The sequence below is a fragment of the Nocardia sp. NPDC050175 genome, from assembly GCF_044459885.1.
GTDB lineage: Bacteria > Actinomycetota > Actinomycetes > Mycobacteriales > Mycobacteriaceae > Nocardia.
The window spans coordinates 39,429-62,166 of sequence record NZ_JBITJI010000002.1 but is presented as its reverse complement, the minus strand read 5'-3'; the positions used below and the strand labels follow the sequence as shown (position 1 = coordinate 62,166).

At 66.4% G+C, this 22,738-nt stretch carries 17 protein-coding genes, 1 tRNA gene and 1 other RNA gene; 9 read left to right on the top strand and 10 right to left on the bottom strand.

The window, feature by feature from the left end; genetic code table 11:
* Positions 1–24: 24 nt before the first annotated feature.
* Together mobF and ACIBK2_RS05855 are read right to left on the bottom strand one after the other, a co-directional pair.
* Positions 25–4,179: a MobF family relaxase gene (gene mobF, locus ACIBK2_RS05860; RefSeq protein WP_396964183.1), complete on the bottom strand. Its 4,155-nt coding sequence runs from the start codon at positions 4,177–4,179 to the stop codon at positions 25–27.
* 781 nt (positions 4,180–4,960) lie between these two features.
* Positions 4,961–6,520 carry a recombinase family protein gene (locus ACIBK2_RS05855; protein WP_396964181.1) on the bottom strand — a complete coding sequence of 520 codons (1,560 nt, stop codon included), beginning with the start codon at positions 6,518–6,520 and terminating at the stop codon, positions 4,961–4,963.
* A gap of 314 nt (positions 6,521–6,834) precedes the next feature.
* Here ACIBK2_RS05855 and ACIBK2_RS05850 point away from each other — a divergent pair, with 314 nt between their 5' ends.
* Both ACIBK2_RS05850 and ACIBK2_RS05845 read left to right on the top strand, forming a co-directional pair.
* The gene (locus ACIBK2_RS05850; RefSeq protein WP_396964179.1) at positions 6,835–7,557 is read left to right on the top strand and encodes a hypothetical protein; all 723 of its coding nucleotides are present in this window, start codon (positions 6,835–6,837) and stop codon (positions 7,555–7,557) included.
* A 480-nt stretch (positions 7,558–8,037) separates the two neighbouring features.
* Positions 8,038–9,333, top strand: a complete 1,296-nt coding sequence (locus tag ACIBK2_RS05845; protein ID WP_396964177.1) for an ROK family protein — start codon at positions 8,038–8,040, stop codon at positions 9,331–9,333.
* Between the two features lie 64 nt (positions 9,334–9,397).
* Here ACIBK2_RS05845 and ACIBK2_RS05840 read toward each other — a convergent pair whose 3' ends face one another.
* Positions 9,398–10,168, bottom strand: a complete 771-nt coding sequence (locus ACIBK2_RS05840; RefSeq protein WP_396964175.1) for an amidohydrolase family protein — start codon at positions 10,166–10,168, stop codon at positions 9,398–9,400.
* Between the two features lie 67 nt (positions 10,169–10,235).
* Here ACIBK2_RS05840 and ACIBK2_RS05835 point away from each other — a divergent pair, with 67 nt between their 5' ends.
* Positions 10,236–10,625 (top strand): MerR family transcriptional regulator, encoded by a 390-nt coding sequence (locus tag ACIBK2_RS05835; RefSeq protein ID WP_396964173.1) that lies wholly within the window; start codon positions 10,236–10,238, stop codon positions 10,623–10,625.
* Between the two features lie 158 nt (positions 10,626–10,783).
* On the opposite strand, the gene ACIBK2_RS05830 is transcribed toward ACIBK2_RS05835, so the two are convergent.
* Positions 10,784–12,415 (bottom strand): DUF2207 family protein, encoded by a 1,632-nt coding sequence (locus tag ACIBK2_RS05830; protein ID WP_396964171.1) that lies wholly within the window; start codon positions 12,413–12,415, stop codon positions 10,784–10,786.
* Between the two features lie 391 nt (positions 12,416–12,806).
* On the opposite strand from ACIBK2_RS05830, the gene ACIBK2_RS05825 reads away from it, so the two are divergent.
* Complete coding sequence (locus ACIBK2_RS05825) at positions 12,807–13,724, top strand: neutral zinc metallopeptidase (protein WP_396964169.1); 918 nt, start codon at positions 12,807–12,809, stop codon at positions 13,722–13,724.
* A 9-nt stretch (positions 13,725–13,733) separates the two neighbouring features.
* Here the strand turns inward: ACIBK2_RS05825 and ACIBK2_RS05820 are convergent, their stop codons facing one another.
* Both ACIBK2_RS05820 and ACIBK2_RS05815 read right to left on the bottom strand, forming a co-directional pair.
* Positions 13,734–14,084, bottom strand: coding sequence for a hypothetical protein (locus ACIBK2_RS05820; protein WP_396964167.1), 351 nt, complete (start codon positions 14,082–14,084; stop codon positions 13,734–13,736).
* Between the two features lie 112 nt (positions 14,085–14,196).
* Complete coding sequence (locus ACIBK2_RS05815) at positions 14,197–14,772, bottom strand: HhH-GPD-type base excision DNA repair protein (protein ID WP_379281823.1); 576 nt, start codon at positions 14,770–14,772, stop codon at positions 14,197–14,199.
* 209 nt (positions 14,773–14,981) lie between these two features.
* On the opposite strand from ACIBK2_RS05815, the gene ACIBK2_RS05810 reads away from it, so the two are divergent.
* The gene (locus ACIBK2_RS05810) at positions 14,982–15,566 is read left to right on the top strand and encodes a phosphatase PAP2 family protein (RefSeq protein WP_396964164.1); all 585 of its coding nucleotides are present in this window, start codon (positions 14,982–14,984) and stop codon (positions 15,564–15,566) included.
* A 151-nt stretch (positions 15,567–15,717) separates the two neighbouring features.
* Positions 15,718–16,524, top strand: coding sequence for a methyltransferase domain-containing protein (locus ACIBK2_RS05805; protein ID WP_396964162.1), 807 nt, complete (start codon positions 15,718–15,720; stop codon positions 16,522–16,524).
* 51 nt (positions 16,525–16,575) lie between these two features.
* Here the strand turns inward: ACIBK2_RS05805 and ACIBK2_RS05800 are convergent, their stop codons facing one another.
* Both ACIBK2_RS05800 and ffs read right to left on the bottom strand, forming a co-directional pair.
* The gene (locus tag ACIBK2_RS05800; RefSeq protein ID WP_396964160.1) at positions 16,576–17,865 is read right to left on the bottom strand and encodes an aminotransferase class I/II-fold pyridoxal phosphate-dependent enzyme; all 1,290 of its coding nucleotides are present in this window, start codon (positions 17,863–17,865) and stop codon (positions 16,576–16,578) included.
* Positions 17,866–18,050: 185 nt separating this feature from the next.
* Positions 18,051–18,145: signal recognition particle sRNA small type (ffs, locus tag ACIBK2_RS05795), an RNA gene on the bottom strand.
* Between the two features lie 139 nt (positions 18,146–18,284).
* Here ffs and ACIBK2_RS05790 point away from each other — a divergent pair.
* Together ACIBK2_RS05790 and ACIBK2_RS05785 are read left to right on the top strand one after the other, a co-directional pair.
* Positions 18,285–18,369, top strand: a tRNA-Ser gene (locus tag ACIBK2_RS05790).
* Between the two features lie 228 nt (positions 18,370–18,597).
* Entirely contained in the window at positions 18,598–18,765 is a 168-nt protein-coding gene (locus tag ACIBK2_RS05785) for a hypothetical protein (RefSeq protein WP_396964158.1), read from the top strand.
* Positions 18,766–18,859: 94 nt separating this feature from the next.
* On the opposite strand, the gene ACIBK2_RS05780 is transcribed toward ACIBK2_RS05785, so the two are convergent.
* Positions 18,860–19,381 carry a phenolic acid decarboxylase gene (locus tag ACIBK2_RS05780; protein ID WP_396964156.1) on the bottom strand — a complete coding sequence of 174 codons (522 nt, stop codon included), beginning with the start codon at positions 19,379–19,381 and terminating at the stop codon, positions 18,860–18,862.
* Positions 19,382–20,162: 781 nt separating this feature from the next.
* Positions 20,163–21,284, bottom strand: a complete 1,122-nt coding sequence (locus ACIBK2_RS05775; protein ID WP_396964154.1) for an alpha/beta hydrolase family protein — start codon at positions 21,282–21,284, stop codon at positions 20,163–20,165.
* Between the two features lie 410 nt (positions 21,285–21,694).
* On the opposite strand from ACIBK2_RS05775, the gene ACIBK2_RS05770 reads away from it, so the two are divergent.
* Complete coding sequence (locus tag ACIBK2_RS05770; RefSeq protein WP_396964152.1) at positions 21,695–22,720, top strand: hypothetical protein; 1,026 nt, start codon at positions 21,695–21,697, stop codon at positions 22,718–22,720.
* Positions 22,721–22,738: the final 18 nt, after the last annotated feature.

The following is a 22,738-nucleotide window of genomic DNA, read 5'->3' as shown; positions in this document are numbered from 1 at the left end:
CCGATATAGCCACCGAATACCGGTCTACCAGTCGATGTCGTGGCCTGTGTCGGGTTCGGACTGGTAGGGGGCATTCTGGTCGGCGCTGTAGTCGTCGGCGTACTCGGTGTGGTGGCCGAGGTCGGCGGCGTCGATCGCGTCCGCGATTTCCTGCCCGTCCGGGCCGGGGTTGGTGGGTTGTGGGTCGGCGGGTTCGGGTTCGGGCTGGGTTTGGTTGTGCGGGTGTGGGGTTGGGTCGGGTTGGTGGGTGGTGATGTCGTGTTCGTCGATTTCCAGGCGTGCCCAGAGTGCGGCGGCGGGCATCTCGTCGGGCAGCGGTCGTTGCTGTGCGGCGTGGGTGAGCTGGTGTTCTATATCGATTCCGGCTCGGGCGGCGGCGTCGACGTAGCTAGCGATGATCGGCCATGTCGGGTCGGTGCTGATGCGCGGGTCGATGCGGTCGACCGTTGCGGCCCAATGATGTTGGGGCAGTTGGATATTGCCATCATTGTCGAGGATGCGGCGTTGGAGTTCTTGCTGGTGCGCGCGTTCGATGGCGGTGTGACGGGTCGGTCCGGTGGGGCGGTGCTCGGTGTCGGCGATGCGGAGTCCGGCACGCCAGATGGCGAGGTCGGCGAGGAGTTCGGGGTCGGCGAGGAGGTTTCGCGCCCATCGGGGCGCGGTAGCCGGGGTCCACGCTTGGGCGGTGTCGCTGATCTGGGTGGCGAGTTCGGTGACGATCTGCTGGCGGGCTCGCACGGGTGCGAGGGTGTCGGGGTCGATGGCCTCGGGGGTATTGGTGGGCAGTCCGGGGGTCCATGGGAGTGGGCCGGGTCCGGCCGAGTGCTGACCGGCGGGGTCGATTCGCCAGTCCAGCACGGCGGCGGGGTCGGTGGCGGTATCGAGTTCGCGCGCGGTGATCGCGGTGCGCAGGGCGGTGATCGGGTCTCCTCCAGCGAGGGCGAGCATTGCCAGGTGCTGACGGAGGACCGGGTAAGCGGGGCTGTCGGTCAGCCCTGGCAGGAGCTGTTCGGCGATGCGGTCGATGGTGTCGAGTCGTGTTGGGCCGCAGGCATGTTCGGCGGTCATGGCCAGGGTGTCGAGGTAGATGTCGACGGCGCGGCCGATGCGGCGTGCGGCGTCGAGGGCATCGCGGAGTTCGGTGTGGGCGGATGTGGCGGCACCGTCTCGGTCGAGGATGTGTTGCAGGTGCTCCACGGCGGTGCGGGGGTAGTGGGCGGGCATGGTGTAGATGTCGCCTTCCTCCCCGCCCAGAGCAGTGGCGAGGTAGGCGTGGTTGGCGTGACGCCCGCGTGTCATCGCCACATAGAACTGCTGGCGTGACTCGCGTCCGGACAACGCGACGTGGCAGGTGTCGGCGGTGATGCCTTGGGCGGAGTCGATGGTGGCGGCGTAACCCAAATGCAGGTGTTCGCTTACGTATTCGGCGGGCAGTCGCACGACGGCGGTGGTGTCTCGGCCGTGGACGCGCCGCGTAAGGGTGAGTGTGCCGTCGGGGTGGACGTGGCGGATGGTCCAGGTGTGACCGTTGCGGACCCAGTCGTGTTCACCGACGCCTAGGCGGGGGTCGTTGCGGCGGGTGCGCACGGTGTCACCGGCCGAGGCGACCAGGCCGTCAGCGAGTGCGATATCGGGGCCGGTGGGTGCGCCTGTGCGGGCGAGTCGGTCGGCGCGGGCACGCATGTTCAGGGCGGTCACGATGTCGCGGGTTGGTGCCAGCATCACCGCGTGTGCGCCTGTGGCGGTGTCGGTGGCCCAGCCTTGGTAGGTGTCTTCGTAGACGCTGCCCAGGTGCCCGGCGTGGATGCGGCCGTGGTCGAGATACCAGGCCAGGGCCAGGGGATCGCCGATGCGTATTCCTTTGGAGGCCAATGCTTCTCCGCGACTGGCGAAGCGCACCACCTCGGTCAGGCTGACTGGCTGACCTGGTGCGGCGTGGGCCATGTCGGCGGCGGCGCCACCGGCGTCGATGGCCGGGAGCTGGTGGTCATCGCCGAGGCATCGCACGGTCGCGCCCCGGCTGCTCAGATACCGCAACAGGTGCAGACGTTTGGCGGTCGGCACCATGACGTGTTCGTCGATGATGACCAGCGTGGTGTCATCTATGTCGAGGACCCACTGTGGCAAGTGAGGCAGACGCTCACCGGTGAGGGCGGCGGGGTGGTGGGCGTCGAGGACGTGGAGAAGTTTGTCGACGGTTTCGGCGCGGGCACCGATCTCGCGGCCCAGGACTGAGGCGGCGGTTGCGGTGGGAGCCAAGCCCAGCACGGTCCCGCCGGCCGATCTCCAGGCGGTGGTGAGCACTGCCATGGCGGTGGTTTTGCCGGCTCCGGCCGGTGCGTTGGCGGTGTGCACGCGCATCCCGGCAGCGGCGAAGGATTCGATGACGCGGATCTGACCGAGGTTCAGCGGCCGGTCTGGGTGGGTGGTGTTGTAGTCGTGGATCGCGACGGCGACGTGTCCGGGGTCCAGGATGCGCCCGCCGGGTTCGACGGCCAGGGCGATGAGTTCGGCTTCGGCGGCGAGTGTGGAGGCGGTGGTGTAGATCTGGGAGTTCGCGCGGGTATGGGTCGGGGTGCCGTCGTCGCGGCGCAACCATGCCGGGACCACCCGCAGGTCGGGTTGCTCGGCCACGTCTGGATCTCCGCGTGCGAGTGCTGATTCCGGAGCGAGTGCGTGCGCGCAGACCTCGACGGCGACGCGCGCCCAGTCCGCGGGAGCCACCTGCCCGCGGAGTTGGCGTTCGACTTCGGCGCGGAGATTGAACTCACGCCAGGTCGCGCGCTTGTCCGACACCGCCGACACCGCCTGCCCGCTGATACGGGCCACGAACGCGTCATCGAGTGCCGGACGCGGGACCGGTTGGACGGACAGGACACGGCTGATGACAGCGTCCACAGCATCGGAGCCGCCGAGTAGTTCGGCGGCTTCGTCGCGCCAGTTCGCGCGCTGCTGGGTGCGTGATCCCGGAAGGTGTTTGCGGGGTCGGGTTTCCAGGGTGGCGCGCTGGGCGAGTCGGTGGACTTCGCCGGGTTCGGGTTCGCGCCCGAACGCGGCCTGCCATGCGGCGGTGAGGGTATCCAGGCGATCGGTGATCGCGGCCCCGCGCCGCGACCACAGCTGGATCAGCGGCAGTGGAACACCGACAATTTCGCGGACGCGAACTTGCTCGGGTGTGCGGTCAGGGCGGGCGGCGAAGCGTAGGCCGAGCGCGGTTTCGAGGTGGTGCTCGAGGCGGGTGTCATAGATTTCGGAGACCGTGACCGCTGCTTCGTGGATGGTGGTGCCGTCGATGGTGCGCCACTTCCCGTCGGTGGTGCGCACGCGGTTGGCGATCAGGACGTGGGTGTGCAGGTCGGGGTCGGCCGCGCGGGAGTTGCGGTGGTCGAACGTCGCGGCGATCGCTCCTTGCACCTGGACTTGGCGAATACCGTTGCGACCCAACCGGGTGAACAGCGCGTGTTGCTCGGGCCAGGTCAGCGCATCGTTGACGGCGTGGCGGTGCGCGGAGGCGATCATGTCCGCCAGCTTCGGTGAGGCGATCGCCCACAACGCCGACACGCTCTTGACCGGGCTGAACGTGAAGTCGTATCCCGCGACGGCCGTGCGGTCGGGGCGGGAGTTCTTGACCACCCACCCCGACAACTCGCGGGCATCGAGCGGGGCGCGCTCGTACTCGGCGGTGAACATGTCGGTGGCGACTCGGGTGCTGATCCGAGCGCGGACATCCTCGGGGATGGGCGCGGTGACGCACGCGCCGACGCTGGTGTTGTAGTCGCGGTATGCCTGGGCCTTGGCGGCCCGGTAGGCCGAGGTGGAGGTGTAGGCCGGGTAGCGGTTACCGAGTCTGGTTGCCTTCTCCGCCATCCGGGCAGCCTGGGCACGCGGCATACCGGCGGCGAGGTGGCGGGCGAGGGCGCGTGCGCGGACCTGTTCGGCGTCGGGGTGAATCCCTTCCCCGAACAGATTCCGCATCTGCTCCTCGCTCACCTCCGTACCAGGGTTGATACCGAGGGCGGAAAGTCCGGTGCCGCGCCAGGTTCCGGGGGCTTCACCGTGTTCGTTGTAGTACTCCGCCAGTGAGGCGCGCCCGCGCGCGCTGCTGTCGTTGGCGGCGGTGTTTCGCAGGTAGTACTGGTAGCCGTTGCCTGCGGCGACTTTGTGCATCGTCGCGACCATGCCTCCATGAAGCGCCTACTACACTTCGTAATTCAAGAGGTCAACCCTTAAAAATAACTGAGAACAACGATATTCGAGGCAATATCACCCCGAGATGCAAGATGTCTGATTGTTGAGAAGTGGATGGATACGAGGGTGGGGTATGAGGTGAGAGGGTGAGAATGGGTGCGCGGGTGAGGCATACAGCAGATGGGGTGAGGGAGTGTGGGTCGGTGGTAGCGATGTGTGCTGTGTGCGCACCTTCGACGGAGTAGAGAAGTGAGTCCGGTGGTCCGGCGCGCGCCGGACCATGCCGGGCACGCGACCAACGGGCGGCCCGCACGACGAGCGGGAGCCCCTGGGCGCACAATCAGGGGCACTCGGGCACTGTCGATCTTCAGGCATACTGGACTCGGGAGAATCAGGGTTGACGGGCTGGTCGGAGGAGAGAACAGCCATGTCACCCGACAGGAACCCTCGCCCACACGCCAGCGGCTCCGGCGTAGCCACCAAAGGCGGTATCGATCAGCAGATCCTTCGAAGGCGCGTTCGCAGGGCTGCGCGGGGGATCGGGTCACCGGACGGCGGACGGGCAGGTCAAGGGCCACGATGGTGGGCTGATGTCGGCTCGGAAATCCGATGACGGACAAGCCTAGACAGCGGCGGGACTGGTCGCCTGAGGAGCTCGAATACCTCGATCGGGTACAGCAGCGGCTGTCCGGACCGCTGACCGACCAGCAACTCTCGGTGCTAAGGCGGTGGTGGCGCGGCGGCTATCGCACCGACACCACCACCACCGATCTCACGCGACCAGACGGGCAATCTCGATCGTCTCCACGCCCGGCGAACCGCCGAAACCGCGACGCTTCCCGGCCGGATAGATCGTGATCGACAGCAACGACCGGATGATGTCGCGCTTGGCCTGCAACGGAGTCTGTTGCTCGTCGTCCCACTTCGCGCGGGCGTCCGGCCCAGCGGCGGCGACCACGTGCGGCATCGGCATCGCCGCCTGAGCACGGGCCTCGGCCGCCTTGATCGCGGGCAACTTCCGGTCCTTGTACTGCTTGATCTCCATCGGCGACAACTCCGCCTCGATCGCTTCGGCAACCCACTTGTCGTAGGAGGCGCGCAACGCCTTGGCCTCGGCACCAGCGGCGGCGGCCTCCTCATCACTGCGTTCGAGCGCGGCCAGCAACTCCGGGTCCTCGAGGCGGCGCAACACGGTCTCCTCCACCAGATCATCAACGAGCTCAGCGTTGCGGGCGACACAGAACCGCTCGCACTCATACGTCCGCGCCTTGCCCGCCGTCCCGCCCGAACGCGAACGGATCTTGCCGCCATCACACTTACCGCAACGAGGGATACCCGAGAGCAGCCAACGCGGCGCGCAACCCCGATTGCTCGTCAAGCGAGCAGGGGCGGTGAACATCGCCACCAACCGATCGTGATCCTCGACGCTGATTATCGAATCCCATTGCCCCACAACGGTTTCAGTCTTGCCCGTGGCCTTGTCTGTGTGGGCGCGCAAACCGGCGATCGTCGCACTGACCAACACATTGCGGACCGCGACATGATCCCAACGGGTCAACCAACCCTTGTCACACGGGCAATGACGCCGATCGACTGCTTCGAGGACCTTACGGCCATCGGTGACCGAACACACCCGGCACGGCAACCCCATACCCGCACTTGGCACCGGAACCGCCTCGCCGGTCAACCACCGCGCGATGCCGGTAGCGGACTCCAATTCCAGTGCACGTCTTGCCATTTCACGCACAATCGGCGCGGTCGCCTCGTCGGGCACCCGCTCCATCGCCTTGCCGCGCTGGTAGACGATGCGATACCCGAACGCTTCCTTGCCGTGTGGCTTGCCGTCGAGGAAGTTCTGTTTGAGCTGCTGCATCGAATCGAAACGGTTCTGCTCGGGCTGATACTCGTTGTCCACCGCCTCTTGCGCCAGAATCCGGCGATCCTGCGGGTTGTTCATGTCGTAGAGCTGACCGCCCGAATACCAGTACACGCCCAGCTTGGCGCACATCTCGCGAAGCAACGCGAAGTCCAGCAACTGGCGATTTGCTCGCGAGGACGAGCGAGTGATCAACACCCACTGCGTGCCCTCCGGGGCAGGCTCGGCCAACCCGGCCACCAGATCCTTATAGCCAGGACGTTGCTTGACCGTGTGCCTCGTCGCGCCGATATCGGTGTCGGTCGTCACGCGTGGGTCCGGCCACCCGAACCGAGCGCACTCCTCGGTGCCCCACCGCACCTGCTGCGGCACCGACAGACCCTTGTTCTTATCCTGCGAGTTCCGCCCATAGATCCACGGAGCCAAATCGGGGAAATCCTTGGGGTTCAATGGCATAACCCCAGCGTACGACGTCGACACCCTTAACTGAAGTTAACCACCATCAATCAGCCTTTCGCCCCGGCGAAATAAACGCGGTCGCCACTACCGCGACAAAATCCCGCCCAGCATCCGCTCGCTGGGCGGAATTTTTCGTCGGCGAAGGCATCCTCCGCTCGGCCAGTCCTTAATTCCCGTGGGTACGAATGCTTCTTCGGGCGGCGAGTCAGGCTGCATATGGCACGAAGCATGGTCAGATTCATCGGTACCGAACAGCGCACATCGAACCTGGAGGATTCATGCTCGTTCGTTCAGGCGTTCTCGTACAGACTATGCTCGCCGTCGGCGCGGGGCTGTTGATTCCGACCCCTGCCATCGCGTCCGCTGACCCGTCGACCGCACCCAAAGTATGCTCGGAGCAGCAGGAAAAGGATGCGGACGCCGCGACGGAGTGCGCGCGGTTACGGACCCGGAGCGCGGAAGCCCGGCGAAGCAGCGTCCCGGTCCCGGAAGATCCGGAGGCGATATCCCCCTTCGACATGAAGGGGAATATCGGCGTTACACCACAGAACCGAAAGGCCCTGTTCGGTGAGGCGACGGATGACAAGAATGCGGGAACTGTCAGCGCATATAAGAGCACAGCGATCCGCGCTGCCTATTACACTGGCTTCTATACCGCCCGGCAAGGAGGCGACCTGTACTTCCGCCCGTCGTCGGTCGAGTCGCGCAAGTCGGATACCCCCGCAGGTCTGGCGGACTACTTGCTCAGAAAATCTGGTGGCAGTGACGGAAAAACGCACGACGACAGGGACCTCACACCTCAGTTGCTGACCGCGAAGAAGACCGCACTGACCGCACTGGCTCGCGCTGAGATCCTTGCCGGCTCATCGCCCAACCTGCCGACCACCGACGACATGGAAGCCGACGACGCGTTGGCCGCCGAATTCGCGGACGCGATCCCAGGCGATACCGTGCCGAACCGCATAGCCGCTGACAAAGCAGAGAGCGAGGCCGTCAAGGCCGCACAGGCCGCCGGATGGTTCACAGCGGACTAGCGCACCTGCTTCGGCTCGCGCCGATACGGCGGGGACGCCGGAAACCGCCGCAAGCAGCCAGTCATGCGTCCCGGCCGAGACTTCAGGCCGCCGTAACTATGCGGCTGGACTCTTGGCCGGGCGAGCCTTTTCACGCGTCGCACGCCCGCTTTCAGGAGTCCGGGGCGGACTGACGGCGGCGGATGTCCCACCTCGCTCGAGCCGTGACCTGGGGAAACGGTGTGTGCGAGAACACAGCGGCGGGTTGAGGCTTGGTGAGTTGCGGTCACCGGTGTTAATTTCATTTACATGTCTGCTGGCCGCTCGAACGCACTGCGGGTCACCTATGTGACCGCTGCGCTCGGTTTGCGGTTGCCGCTGACGCGCGAACTGTGTTGTCGCCCTTGCTGCAGCTGAGCTGTTCTTTCGGCTCATTTGCTGCCTAGTCGCCCATGTAGGCACGTCTCGCCCGGCGCGGGACCTCGGCAAGGAATCTTCACCATGTCCCTTCCTACCCTTGAACGATCCGTCACCAGGATTGCCAGCGGCCGCGTCCGCGTCCGCGTCCAGCGTCCCGTGGTCGCCCCGGAACTGCGCATCGCCGACAACCCGGCGGCCGCGGTCCTGCGGTCCGCCACCGGTGGTCCCGTCTCGCGTGACAATGCCGCGCGGTCAACGGGTTTGAGCATCGCCACGGTCAACCGTCAGGTGTCCGCGCTGCTTGCCGCCGGTTTGCTGCGCGAACGGCCCGACCTGACGGCGTCGGGTGCGGTCGGACGACCGCGGGTGCCCTTCGAGATCGACCACGAGGCGTACCTGACCCTCGGCATCCACATCGGCGCCGCGGTCACCAAGATCGTGGCGGCCGACCTGCGCGGCCGCATCCTCGGCGGCCTGGCCATCGCCACCCCGCAGACCGGCCAGGAATTCGCCACCACCACCGTCGCGCGCAGCGCCAAGGCGTTCCTGCAGCGGTGGCATCGGCGCAAGCCGCTCTGGGCGGGCGTCGCCATCGGCGGGCGGGTCGATCCGCTCACCGGCGTGGTCGACCATCCCAAGCTGGAATGGCAGGGCGCGCAGATCGGCGCCGTGCTCGGCGAGGTGCTCGAGCTGCCGGTGTCGGTGGCGCCGCACGTCGAGGCGATGGCGGCCTCGGAGTTGTTGCTGCCCACCATCGAATCGCGTGATGCGGCCAACGGTCGCGTCGCCGGTCCGGAACGCGGCAGCAGCCTGTACTTCTACGTTCGCGAAACCGCCGGTGTCGCAGTGACTTTGGACGGTCGCGTGCACACGCCGAGCAACGGCCCCGGCTCGATCGCGCACCTGCCCACCGGCTCCGACGTCGAATGCACCTGCGGCAGGCGCGGTTGCCTCGAGGTGACCGTCGGCGATCGTTCGCTGCACTCGCGGGCGGTCGGGCGCGGCATCATCCCGGCGCACAACGGAACCGCGGGCTCGACCATCGTCGACCTGTACCGTGCGGCCGAGTCGGGTTCGGAACCGGCCCGCGAGCTGCTCGCCGAACGCGCGACCATCCTCGGCAACACCGTTGCCATGGTCCGCGACATGCTCAACCCGGACCGGGTGATCCTCGGCGGACAAGCCTTCACCGGCTACCGTCCCGCCGTCACACACGTGGCGCGCGCGTTCAACCAGGGCTCCACCCTCCCGCCCACCGACATCCGGATCAGCGGATTCGGCGGCAAGGTCCAGGAATTCGCGGCAGTGGTCACCTCACTGAGCGTGCTCTACGCGGACCCGCTCGCCGCTATCCGCCGGACGGCGCTGAGCGACTGAACGCCGGGCGGCCGTGCCGACACCGAAACAGGGCTTTGTCCCCCTCATCGGAGAGGTCTCGGTGTCAACTCAGTAGCTGCTGAGCGGTGCCGCCGAGGACCAGTTCGCGTACCTGTGGCGAGCGGGTCGCTCGCTCAACGGTGAGGCGTGCGGTGACCGGGTCACCGTAAGGCACGTCCGAGCCGAAGAGCGTGCGCTCCGGGACCTCGGCGATGGCGATGCGGACAGCGAAAACGATGCTGGCGGTGGACAGTTCGAGGTACATGCTGGGGGTGTCGCGGACCAACTCGATGGCGTCCATCCAGTGCGCACCGCCGAGCTGGGACACCACGAGCGGAACCTGGGGATAACTTCGCGCCAGGTTGGCCAGCGTGTGCAGGTCTGCGGCGGTAGTGGGTGCGGCGCCGTGCACGACCACGGGGAGCGCACCATGGTCGGTGGCGGCGCGTAACACCGGCTCGAGCAGCGCTGCCTGGCCTGCGGGCGGGGTCAGCTCGCCGATACCGCGCAACCCGCGGCCGACCACGTCCCGGTCGACAAGTAAGCCGACGTCCGGTGCGTCCAGCGGCACCGAGCCGAAGCCGATGAACCGGTCCGGGTACGCGGCGAGCGCCGCATCCAGTTCGCGCCAAGCGATTTCGCGGGCCTCGTTGCCGCCGCCGGCGAGCGCTCGGTGCAACAGGTCCATCTCCTGCCGCAGCTCTGCCAGGTTTTCGGCGCGTTCGGGATGCGGCCTGGACATGAAGAGCACGGTCTTGTCCACACCCGCCTCGTCGAGCAGCGCGATGTGGTCCTCGACCGGAACGTGTACGTGGCTGTGCGCGTCGATGATCAACGGTCCTCCTCAGGAATCGAGTTACACCGACGAGTGTTGATCCCTGACACCATGACAAGGTCAAATCATGCTGATCGGTGAGCTGTCCGACCGCACCGGCATCAGCGAACGCCTGCTGCGCTACTACGAACGCGTCGGCCTGCTCACGGCCGAACGCCGCGGCAACGGCTACCGCGACTACGACGAGTCCGCCGAGCAACGCGTCAGCCAAATCCGCGCCCTACTCGCCGTCGGCCTCCCCACCCGCGTTATCGGCCAGCTGCTCCCCTGCACCAACGACGACGGCGCACTCCGCGCCTGCCCCCACGTCCTACCCGCACTACAGGACCGCCTGTCCGAATTAGACCGCCGCGCAGCCGACTTGGCCACCGCCCGCGCCCTACTCCGCCGCACCATTGTCAACGCAAAGCGCTCAGCCCTCGACACACACCCCGCAGATCCCCCTGCCCCGCAATAACTTTCCCAATGCGTGCACCAAGTCAACCGCCATCCATGCCGACGCACCCCACCAAGGTGCACGCCCAGAGCCCGACGACTTGACGTACGAAGCATCCTCTTGACGTAGGTTGCAGCCTGCGTCAAGAACACGCAACGTACGTCAAGTGCGAGTCAGAGCTAGCGGTGTGGGTCGCCCGCGGTGGCGAAGAGGGCTTCGAGGGCGGTGATGAAGAAGGGGAAGTGGCCTGCGAAGCGTTGGAGGTTGCGGTCGCGGTCGAAGCCGCCGAACCAGTAGAGGCCGGGTTGGGAGTCGGCGGAGGGGTTCAGGTCGCGGAAGGCGCGGATCCAGTTGTCGGCGCGGCCGCCGATCACCATGAACGGTAGGGCGCGGGAGAAGACGGTTTCCTGATCTATCGGTGGGACCTGTTCGCGTCTGGTCGATTCGAGGCCGCGCTGGAGGGCGCGGATCTGGCCGGTCAGGGCTAGGCCGTGGGTGGTCCGGACGGGCAGGTACTTCGGCAGCAGCACGGTGGCGAGGCCTGCCAGCGCGATCGCGACACCGACCAGTGCGTGGCCCGAGGTGAGGGCGAGGGCGATCGTCGCGGCGATACCGGCGACGATCAGCGCACCGCCCAGCCAGAGCGCCAGGCCGGGGCGGCGGCGGTTGACGAAGGTGCCGCGGGTGACCGCGTCGGCGACGAGGGCGGTGCGCACCGGTCCGGACTGCACCCGTCCCGGCGCGCGTAGTTCGGTGATGGTGGCGGCGTCGGTGCCGTCGGGTAGCAACGCCCGATAGACCACCTTCTCGTAGTCACGCAGCTGGTCGTCGGGTGCGTTCACCCGGGTGATCCGCCAGTCGGTCTCGCCGAGCGGCGTGACCCAGATGTACCGGCGCACCGCGAGATCCACCACCGTGGCGGCGATATCGACCGGGTCGACGTGCTCGTCCAGCAGCAGGCCCGCCTCGCCGGGCAGCACCCCGTCGGGGGACGTGAACTGGACTCGCTCGCCGTCACGCACCAGCGGGTCGAGGGTCTCCGATCCGGTTGCGGCAGCGGCATTTTGGCGGCGTGCGCGCAGTACGAAGGCGGCGAGTCCGGCCAGCGCGACCAGCAGCACGCCGAACGCGATGAGCACCGGCGCGGTGATGGCGAACGGCCCGGAAGCGCCCGTGTCGCGCACATCGGCATTGCTCGGCACGCTGCCCGGCGGCAACTGGAGGGTGAGGTCGATCGCGTCACCCTTTTTCAGATCGGTCTGCTCCAGATGGAGCACGCCGTCGACCTCGGTCTGCACGTCGGCGCACGGCCTGGTGTTGCCGGGCGGGCCGAGTTTGCAGTCCACGATGCCCATTTCGAAGCTCGGGCTGATCAGCGTGGCGCTGATCGACGCGATATCGCTGCCCATCACCCCGAGCCAGTTGAACACCTGACTGCCCGGTGCGTCATTGACCAGGTTGTGCACCGAATAGGTGAACGTCGACTCCCCTGGCTTCGCCTCGATGGTGAATTGATCGTTCGCCACCGTCGCCGTGCCCGCACCCTTGGTGTCGACGTCGGTGACCTTGAAATAGCGCTCGACGTCGTCACTCACCTTCAGTCGCAACGGCAGCGACATCCGGAACGAGCCGTCCGCAGGCACGTCGACCTGTTCGACTACCTCGAGCACACCCTCGCGGCTGAGCTTCAGATCGGCGATGATGGTGACACCGCTCGGGGCGGGCTGGGTGTGGGCGATCGGGGCGGTCGCGAGCAATCCCACGGTGGCGAGCAGCAGCGCGCCTACGGCGCCCCCCCGAAAAGTCAGCATGGCTGCCTACTTTAGACAGCTTGCTATTCTGCGTCATCGGCTGTCGGTGATCATTGAGACGAGGGGGTACGGGGGCGTGACACAACCACCGTACGGATATGGACCGGTTCCGCCTGGTGGGCGACCTGTTCCGCCCCCGCCCGGGTACGGACAGCCCGCTGGGCCCGGATATGGGCCGCCGCCGGGTTACGGTCCGCCGCCCGGGTACGGTCCGCCGCCCGGACCGCCAGGTTATGGCCAGCAGCCGGGGTACGGACAGCAGCCAGGATATGGGCAGCAGCCGGCGTACGGCCAACAGCCCGGTTACGGCCAGCAGCCGGGATACGGTCCGCCACCTGGTTATTCGCCGCCCGGATACGGTCCGCCGCCCGGACATCGCGCACCGCCGCCGATGCCCTACGGTCCGCCCGGACGTCCGCCGCACACCCCGCGCCGCCGGTCCGGTGGTGGCGGCGCGTGGATCGCCGTGCTGGTCGTCGTGGTTTTCCTGGTCGCGGGCGGCCTGGTGCGCAACGCGATATCCACCGGCAAGGACGACAGCGCCGCGACGGGTCCCGCACCGAGCCTCACCTTCGCCCCCGACGGCGCCACCGGCCCGGCCGAGACCGGCGCCAATCCACTGCTGGCCGACCCGAGCGCGACGCTCATCCCGTCGCGCTGCGCTTACTCCCCGTGGGGCACGCAGGTCGATGCCGCACGCAAGTTCTTCGAAAGCGCCGCGGGCTGCCTCGAGGCGGCCTGGAAACCGGTGCTGCAGAAGGCGAATCTGCCGTTCACCGCGCCCGCACTCAACGTCAGCGCGACCACCACCGGCATCACCACCCCGTGCACCGGCTCGACCAGCAACTTCGCCGCCTTCTACTGCCCGGCGAACAAAACCATCTACATGCCGATCAGTCAGCTGCAGACCGACTTCTTCAAAGACAACTGGGTCGTCTACCTGTCGGTTTTCGCGCACGAGTACGGCCACCACGTGCAGGCCATGTCCGGCATCCTGCGCAAGGCCAACAGCGACCGCGCCGACGCGGGCCCCCGCACCACCCGCGGTCTCGAGCTGTCGCGCCGAGTCGAGTTGCAGGCCAACTGCTTCGACGGCATGTACCTCAACTCGTCCTCCGGCGGCGGGTCACTCACCAACTCCCAGCTCACCCTCGCGCGCAAGGACGCCTACGGTCGCGGCGACCAAGCGGGCGACATGCGCGACCACGGCACCTCGGAAAACGGCGGCCAGTGGTTCGAATCGGGTCTGGACAAGAACCGCACGACCCAATGCAATACCTTCACGGCGTCAGCTTCGGCCGTGAGTTAGTCGCGAAGGTCAAGCGGGCCGGGGACCTTCCACCCCGTCCGCAAAAGGGGTGCTCGGCCGACGGGCATACGTGTACTCCGGCGCCACGGTGATGACATCGCACACCTGCACCAGCTCGTCGGGCACGTCACCCTCGAAATGCGCTGTGCTCGGCACGATCACGGCGTCCGTATCGAGTCGCCGCGCCACCGTCACCAACCGCTCGGTGACATCCTCGGTCTCCGCACCGAACACCACCGTTTTGGCAAGGTCATAACCGAACCGCTGCGCCAGACTCCGGATCAGTACCTCATCCCACTGCTGCCGCGCTCCGGAAATATCTCGACGCAAATATCCGACCGCCGCTGGACGTCGCCTCATCAGACCACTCCCTTCCGCCCAAAACCATCCGGTAAACCGCCGTCCCCGGCAATGCCCGCCCACTGCCAGTAACCCGCCACTGCACCGGATTTCGCGGAATCCCCCGCGCCGACTACCCCTGTTTCGCGGCCGCCTTCGCCTGCTTCTTGAATTCCCGTACCTGGGCCAGTGATTCGGCGTCCGTCACGTCGGCGACGGAGCGGCGGGAACCTTCGTCGCCGTAGGCGCCTGCCGCTTCGCGCCAGCCCACCGGTTGGACCCCGCGCTGCTTACCGAGTAGCGACAGGAAGATCTTGGCCTTCTGGTCGCCGAAACCGGGCAGCGCCTTGAGCCGGCGCAGGACCTCGGCGCCGTCGGGCTTGTCGTTCTTCCACAGGTTCTCGGTTTTCGCGTCGTAGTTCTCGATGATGTAGCGGGCGAGTTCCTGGGCGCGCCGCGCCATGGAGCGGCCGTAGCGGTGGATGGCGGGCGGGGTGGCGCAGAGGTCTTCGAATTCTTGGGGATCGGCCTCGGCGATGCGGTGGATGTCGAAGCCGCCCATCCGGTCGGCGATCTTCTTCGGGCCGCGGAAGGCGTGCTCCATCGGATACTGCTGGTCGAGCAGCATGCCGAGCAGGGTGGCGAAGTGGTCCTCGGTCAATAGCTCGTCCGCCTCGACGTCTTGCGCCAGGCAAAGCTTGCGACTCATCCGCCATTCCTTCCCACCGTGACAAACATGCTCGGACGGACTCGATCATCTCACTTGTCAAGACGGCGTGAAGGCGTCCTGCTCATCGCGATCGAACCGCACTGTCTCCCCCGTCAAAGTAGGTAGGCGTCGCGGATCTTCGCGTGGTTGGATGACGGTATGCAAGGGGGGTACGCGGTGACCGCTGGGCAGTCGCTAGAGGTAAACCGGTGACGCCAGCGGAGCGGGCCGCGCGGATGCTGACCGAACTCGGTGCGCCGTGGATTATCAATACCGTCACCGCGGTAATCGCCGGGTTCCTGGTGGATGCGCCCGCGTGGGGATTGTTCGTCGCGACGATCTCGGGCGTGATCCCGATGATCGTCATCCTGACGGGTGTGCGGCGCGGCATCGCGAGCGATCACCACGTGACCGAGATCGACGACCGCCGCTGGGTGATACCGGTGATCCTGGCGATCGTGTACGCGGGCCTCATGATCGAGACCGTCCAGGGCGCACCGCGCGAGTTGATCGCCTGGACCGTGGCCGCGCTTGCGGTGCTGGTCGGGATCGGCCTCGTGACGATGCTCGGCGGCTGGAAGGTCAGCGTGCACACGACTGTCAGCGCGGGCACGACAGTCCTGCTGGCCTTGATCTCTTCGCCGTGGTTCCTACTCGCGCTGCTGCTGACCGCGCTGATCGGCTGGTCGCGGGTATGGCTCGGCGATCACACTCGCGGCCAGGTGGTCGCCGGTGCCGCACTCGGTGTGGTGCTGGCCGCGACGGTGTACCTGTACGCCGTCACGTACCCGTAGCCCTCCTGACCGACGGCACCGTGACGGGCCTCACATCCCTGCCGTGCACCGCTATAGGCCCCCGCGTAGGCTCCACCGCATGCCTCAGCAGACGGCAGTACCTACATCGGCACCCCACGAGGTGGCCACGGCTAGGGATGGAAACGGGCCCATGGACACCTACACTTTGCGCCCCGATCGCTTCGATCGAGCAGGCCAGGATCAACTCGTCGACGTGCGCGACTTACAAGCCACGCTGCCCGGCATCCGCAGGTTGCGGGACTGGGCGCACGACGCGCTCGCGCTGCGTCCCGGCGAACACGCACTCGATATCGGCTCCGGCACCGGCACGGAGGTGATGGCCTTCGCCGACGCGGTCGGCCCCGGCGGCGCGGCGGTGGGCGTCGAGCCCGACCCGAACCTGCTCGCCTCCGCGGAACGCCGTGCCGCGCAGACCGGTTCGCCGGCCAAGTTCCATTCCGGCGACGCCTACGGCCTGCCGTTCGGCGCGGGCAGTTTCGATGCCGCGTTGTGCGAGCGGGTGTTTCAGCATCTGACCGCGCCCGCGCGGGCCGCCAACGAGATCGCGCGCGTGCTGCGTCCCGGCGGCCGCGTCGTGGTGATGGACAGCGACTGGGGCACCGCGATCGTGCATCCCGGCGAGCGCCAGGTGGTTCGTGAGGTGGTCGACACGTTGATCTCCGCGACCACCAACCCGTTCTCCGGCCGCAAGCTGCCCGGGCAACTGACCAAGGCGGGCTTGGTGATCGACGACATCGGCTCGCACGCGCTGGTGCAGGATCGCACCGTCGGCGTCGGCTCGCTGGTCACCCGCATCTCCGCGATGGCGGTGGCGCGCGGCGTGATCACCGAGGAGCAGCGCGACCGGCTGGTCGAGGACCTGGAGGCAGGCGCGGCCAGCGGCGACATCCACCTCTCGGTGACGATGTTCGCCGTGCTCGCGCACAAACCGAACTGACCTCAGACAACACAGCGGGCGCGTACCTCGGTACGCGCCCGCTGTTTTCGTCTACTTGTCGAGCAGCTTCTCGGTGGCCGCGAGCAGCACGCAGGTGGCCAGGCCGTCCATCGCCTTCTCCAATTCGGGCAGCTTCGGGAAGCTGGGCGCGATCCGAATGTTCTTGTCCTCCGGGTCATTCCGCAACGGGAACGCCGAACCGGCGGCGGTGAGCGCGATACCGGCGTCCTTGGCGAGGGTGATCACCCGCCCCGCGGTGCCCTCCATGACATCCAGGCTGACGAAGTAGCCGCCCTTCGGCTCCGTCCAGGACGCGACCTTGGACGCACCCAGCCGGTCCTCCAGAATCCGCAGCACCGCAGCGAATTTCGGCTCCAGGATGGCGCGATGCTTCTGCATGTGCGCGCGCACGCCGTCGGCGTTCCCGAAGAAACGCAGATGACGCAGTTGGTTGATCTTGTCCGGGCCGATGCTCCGCTTCCCCGCATGCCCGAGGTACCAGTTCAGGTTCGCGGTGGAACCGCCGAGGAAGCTGACGCCCGAACCGGCGAAGGTGATCTTCGAGGTGGAGGCGAATACCAAGGGGCGGTTAGGGTTTCCGGCCGCGGCGGCCATACCGAGCACGTCGTACACGGGGGCCGCGGTGTCGGTCAGCGGGTGCACGGCGTAGGCGTTGTCCCAGATCAGCCGGAAGTCCGGAGCCGCGGCAGGCATCGAAACCAGTTCCCGGACAACCTCTTCGGAGAAGGTGACGCCGGACGGGTTGGAGTAGTTCGGCACCACCCACATGCCCTTGATCTGCGGGTCGTTCGCGACCAACTCGGCGATGGCGTGCGCGTCCGGGCCGTCGTGGTGCATCGGGACCGGGATCATCTCGAAGCCGAGCACCTCGGTGATCGAGAAGTGCCGGTCGTAGCCGGGGGTCGGGCACAGGAACTTCAGCTTGTCCTCGGCGGCCCAGCGACGCTCGGAGTCGTTGGTGCCGTACAGCATCGCGAAGGTGAGCACGTCGTGCATGAGCTCGAGGCTGGCGTTGTTGCCGGCCAGCAGGTTGTCCACCGGGATGCCGAGCAGCTCGCCGAAGATCGCACGCAACTCCGGAAGTCCGTGCTGGCCGCCGTAATTGCGGCAGTCGGTGCCGGTGCCGTCGCGGTAGTCACCGTCGCCGGGCAGCGAAAGCAGGTCCAGCGACAGGTCGAGTTGTTCCGGCGAGGGTTTTCCTCGCGTCAGGTCCAGCGTGAGCTTCTCGGTCTTGAGCGTCGCATAGTTCGCGTCCTGAGTCTCGTGTTCGGACACGAGTTCCTCGTGGCTCATCAAACCGATCTGCGTTTGCCGGGGCATCCTGGGCAGCCTTTCGAAGCAGCGGGGACGTGGGTTGTGGCCGGACCGATGTGCGGCGGCCAGACGTTCCAGCCCGCCGAGCGCATCGTGCGTCGCCGGACCGTAGTTCACGTTACCCGTGCGTTGCTCGGATTTGGAGGCGTTATTCGACAGCCGGGCTGCAGGCCTGGCGGGCCCCTCAAAAATTAAGGGGACCCCGCGCACCCGGCAGAGCCCATTGACCCTTGCTGCCTTCCGGCCCTGGGGGAGTTCACAGGATGCGCGCCGCGCGGGATCCGTCGGCCAGTGTAGCCGCTCCCGCGCCCAGCCCCCTGCGCCGGGTACCCGAAACGGGGTCAAAACCGGGCCGAACTGGGACTTTCCTGGTCCGAACGGACCCGTTTGGCGTCAAGCGTCCCCCACCCGGTATGCTGCTCCACGGAGGATTCGCCTAGTGGCCTATGGCGCTCGCCTGGAACGCGGGTTGGGTTAACGCCCTCAGGGGTTCAAATCCCCTATCCTCCGCAGTGGCAAACGCCCCTGACCAGACGTAACTAGCTGGTCAGGGGCGTTTTTCGTCATAACATATCCGTATCGGCAAATGCTCAGTGTGGTTGACCAAAAGGCTTGTCCAGGGCCGTTTTGGAGTCGCTCACAGTCGTTTCCGCAGGTGGAGGACGTGTTGACCGCGTCAACACACCCCGGGATAGGGGAATCCAGGCCCGGTGCACGAGGCCACATTTCCGCACCGCCATGGCGGCACCAACTACTGCCGAGTTCGCTATCGCACCGGACGCGATCGCCGCACTGCAGACGTCATGGATGCTGGCGCATCTGGTCGAAAACGCCCTCGACGCCGAACTCTCTGCGGCCGACATCGAACACTTCTGGCGGATCCCGGCCTCGGCCATCCGCACGTGAGCGCATCGGGGGTGCGACTGATTCCACGCGATTGGATCGACTCCGGTGGCGCCGACTGCGCGGCCGTCGGCTTGGACGGCGGCGCAGTCGATGCTCAGTTGGTGCGGGTGATGTATCCCTTTGGCAGATCGCCAGGGGCACAGGCAATGATATCTTCGTTGTCGATGCCGCTACTCTCGGCGAATGTGATGGTGGCGAACTCGTCCAGCATGAATTGCGGGCTGACTGGTCCTTTGCCGCATAGGGCGCGTATCTCGTCAAGGTGGTCGTTCTGGAACATGACAGTCAGTTTGGGATTGTCGTGAACCCACTTCGCAAACCAGAACGCGCCGTGCAACCAGCGCTCCGCCAGGTTGATCAACAAACTGACGGTATTACCCGTAGGTTCGGTCCACGACACCGTGAACATCGACGTCGCCACCCTGGCAAGCGCGACGGGCTGATCCTTCACCCAACGCCCGGCGACATCGCCCCCATGGACTCGGTAGTCGATGGTCGACTCGTTCTTGACGTACACCTCATACGTCCAGCCGTTGGCGTAGGTGTAAATAATGTGCTGGCCCACGATGCCGGAGAAGTCTTGCACTGGGATGGCGCGTTCGATAACGGTAGTCATTCGAGGCCTCCTCGTCGCAATAATTGCTGCATATTTGCGGTAACAACCGTAACACGATAAACACCACCAGGGACGATCGAATAGCTGCGACCAGGACACTGCCCATGACACAAACGCCCCGACCAGGACGCATGACTACGATCGAAACTCTGGGAACGTACGTGCGAAGAATGGCCTGACCGATCGCCTTCGTCACGGTCACGATCTCAACCGGCAACCAAGATGGCCGACTTCAACTACGCCAGTGGGCAAAAGCGGTATCGCCGCCCGAAACCGCCCGATGACGGCCGTCACTGCCGTGTGCGACTCATCTCACGGGCGAGGACGAATGACTCGGTGACGCCGTTGACCGCGTCAACGCCTGAGCCTAACGTTTGCATTGTCAGCAGCGCCGAAACAGCCTGAACTGCAACGAAACTGGCTGGTCGCGGAGTTCTCCTGCGGAAATGGGTGGGTTCAAATCCCCTATCCTCCGCCACGAAAAAGCCCTGACCACTCGGTCAGGGCTTTTTCTTTTGCCGCACAGCGGATAAAACGGTCCTCGGTTCAGCGCGGGTCCGGTCATTCAGGTGCCCTTTCCGAAGAGGGGACGGAGGGCGGGTTCGCCGCCGCGCACGGCGTCGACATCGATAAGTTGGCCTGCGGCGTCGGCCTCCCGCCCGGGATCGGTGCCGACCCTGCAGAACACGTAGCCGCAACACTATTCGCGATTCAGTGCCGGAGAGTCCCGCCATACGCGGTCGACCCGGCCGGTTGTGATGGACCAGTCCGGGCCGATGGATCAGCGGCCGAAGCGGGCGTTCACCCAGACCAGCGCGTCATCGAACGACGCGTCGAGGACGCCGCGGTGATCGATGCCCGGGTAGTTGCGGTAGTTGACGGGCTGGCCGGACGAAAGTTGCTGAGCGACCATCGCATCGGTGCCCTGGGGCGCCACCGTGGTGTCGCTGCGGCCCTGCAGCACCAGCAACGGGGTGGTGAAGGTCAGGGAGCTGGGGTCGTTGTCGTTGAGGACGCGAGTGAGTGCTCTGGTGTCGGCGTCCCTGGTGAACACCTCGCCCGCGCGCAGACCACCCCAGGAATCCTCGCCGCGCAACTGGCCGATACAACGATCGTCAGCCTGCGGTAATAGCGCCAGCGCCTTGGGAGTCAGGAATCTGGCCGGGTCGATCTCGGCGACGGTCTGCGCGCCGCGAATCAGCAGCGGTAGAAACGCGGCATTTCCGGGCAGCTGTCCGCCCCCGGCGTTCGCCGCTAGCTTTGCCGCCTCGATGGCCGGGCCGAGATGGGAAGCCGGAGCCAACGCCACCGCGCCGAGCAGCTGCAACTCGGGCACCCAACCCTGCGCTTGCGCGTCGGCGAAGACGGCGGCCTGCCCGCCCTGGGAGTGACCGATCGCGACCCAGCGAGTGCCGACGGCCGGATCTATCTCGCGGGCGGCGAGCGCGAGGTCGGCGACGGCACGCTGTTCGGCCGTACCGATGAGATAGCCGTGTGCACCGTCGGTGCCCAACCCTTGATAGTCGGTCTGCGCCAACGCATAACCGGCAGCCACCCACTTGGCCTGCACGTCGCGCACCAGCGAGGTGTAGTCGTGGGATAGATAGTCCGGACCCGTATCACGTGAGGGCGCGCACACATCGGCGACACCGGTGGTGCCGTGCGCCCAGGAGATCAGTGGCCAACCGCCCGCGGGCGGTTGGCCTTGCGGCACGGCCAGCGTGCCCGATACCTCGACCGGTTGCCCATGCGCATCCACCGACCGATACGACACCAGATAGTTGCGCGCCTCGGGGATACCAGGATCTGCGGTCAGCGAACGCGTCGAGATGACCGAGCCGTGCCCACCCGCAGGCCCATCCGCCACCGCAGGCCAGGGCACGGCCGACAAGGCCAGCACCATCGCGACCCCCGCGATATTTCTCAGTGAACAGCCAGCGGAATAGATCACTTTTCGAGTGAATCACGTTGCAAGACTGTTCAACACGAAATATCCGCAGCGTGATTGTTATGGGGCCATGCGGTGCGGGTTTCATCGATGCGGTTATGCCTGAACAACTTTCGATCGGTTGCGGTGGGATCTTCGCGCGGTATGATCATCGGTTCCGCGTAGGTGCGCGGGTGCTCGAGGGCTGAGTGTTCGGCCGGTGGGGGAAGATCGTGCAAGACCAGTGGTACAACCATGTCGATTCGGGTGCGGGGGAAGGACCTGGGGATAGTCAGGCACCGTATGGGGTTCCCGGCGGCGAGCACGTTGTCGGTGAGCCGTGGATGGGGGGTCCGTGGGCGTCGCCTGACGCGCAACCGGGTTCGATGCCCGTGCGATCGAGTGGGCGCCGGAAGTGGGTGTGGCTCGGGCTGGCCGCGGTGCTCGTGCTGGTCGGGTCGCTGTCGGTCGGCGGCTACTTTCTGCTCCGGCCGGAACCGATTGCGCTGGCCGTCGGCGACTGCGTCTCGATCGACACCGCGATACCGATCGAATACGGCTGTGCCGACAGCAAAGCGACGTATCGCATCACGGCTCGCGAGGCAGTGGTGTGGCCGATGGAGTCGGCGTGCATGAGGTATTCCGACGTCACCAAGGCCGTCGGCGAAACCCCGGGGACGAACGCCGAGGTCACGTTGTGTCTGACCCCGACCCGGTTCAACACCAACGATCCTGGTGCGTTGCGGCCCGACGACTGCGTCGAGGTCACCGGCGCGGGTGACAGCGTGCATCGCATTCCGTGCGCGGCCAACAAGTCGACCCGGGTGCTCAGCATCGAGTTGCATCGACAGGTTCCGGTCACCGATCAGGCGTGCCGTGATCAACCGCAAGCGAGGCAGGCGTTCGCACAGGCTTCACTCGGCGGGCGAGCCATTGTGCTGTGCGTGCTCATCAACGATCCGCAGAACCTCGACTCGGCACAGGTCGGCGACTGCACCAGCAGAGATCTACACCAGATAGTGCGATGCGATTCCCCGGATGCCAACCTTCGGGTGCTGACGGTCCGCGCACTGCATCAACGGCCGACGAAGCCACAGTGCCCAGATGTGCTGGGCGCCAGCGCCTTCTCGATGACACACAACGACAAGGCGGATCTGGTGCTGGCGATCTGCCTCGGCCCGGCCCCCGACAACGCCGTCATCTACTCGAAGGTCGGCGACTGCGTCGCCTCCGGCGGCACCGGCCCCGCCGACCGATCGCGACGCGTCGACTGCGCGGACCCGGCGGCCACCCACGAGGTGATCGACCGGCACCAGTCCAACGACGGCAACTGTCCAGCGAAATCGCCCGCCTGGATCACCTTCGATCCGGGCGTCACCAACGGCCTGACGATCTGCCTCGCCCGCAGATAACGCGGATCCGGAATGGCT